The 706-nt window shown below is 64.2% G+C and carries 1 protein-coding gene; it reads right to left on the bottom strand.

Translation table 11 applies throughout. The features are described 5' to 3' along the window. The coding region (locus tag NS2_RS35695) for an IS630 family transposase (protein ID WP_147207454.1) at nt 1-706 on the bottom strand (706 nt) is incomplete at both ends.

Below are 706 nucleotides of genomic sequence, written 5' to 3'. Positions count from 1 at the left end.
TGAGTCGTTGATTCGTTGGCAGTAGGCGGCGAGGGTTTCGAGGATCTCGTCGGCGGTCTTGGTCCAGACGAACGGTTTCGGGTCGGCGTTCCAGGCGTTGATCCAGGCTTGGACGTCGGCCTTGAGTTCGGTGACGCTGCGGTGGGCCGAGCGGCGCAGTTTGCGGTTGGTCAGCTCGGCGAACCAGCGTTCGACCAGGTTGAGCCAGCTGGCCGAGGTCGGGGTGAAGTGCACATGGAACCGCGGGTGGCGCAGCAGCCACTTCTTCACCGCCGGCGTCTTGTGGGTGCCGTAGTTGTCGCAGACCAGATGCAGATCGAACTCGGCGGGCACGGCGGTGTCGATGGTCTTCAAGAAGCGGAGAAACTCCTGATGACGGTGGCGCGCATAGTGTTCGGCGATGACCGAACCGCTGGCCACATCCAGTGCCGCGAACAGGTTGGTGGTGCCGTTGCGCACGTAGTCATGGGTCATGCGCGCCGGGGTGGTGGGCATGATCGGCAGCGTCGGCGCGGTCCGGTCGAGGGCCTGCATCTGGGATTTCTCGTCCACGCACAGCACCAGCGCGTTCTGGGGCGGGTTCATGTAGAGCCCGACCACGTCGCGGACCTTGTCCACGAACAGCGGATCGGTCGACAGTTTCCAGGTTTCGACCAGGTGCGGTTTGAGTCCGAACGCCCGCCAGATCCGGGAAACCGCTGACTGC

Source organism: Nocardia seriolae NBRC 15557, from assembly GCF_007990715.1.
Taxonomy (GTDB): Bacteria; Actinomycetota; Actinomycetes; order Mycobacteriales; family Mycobacteriaceae; genus Nocardia; species Nocardia seriolae.
This window is presented reverse-complemented; position numbering and strand designations above follow the sequence as displayed.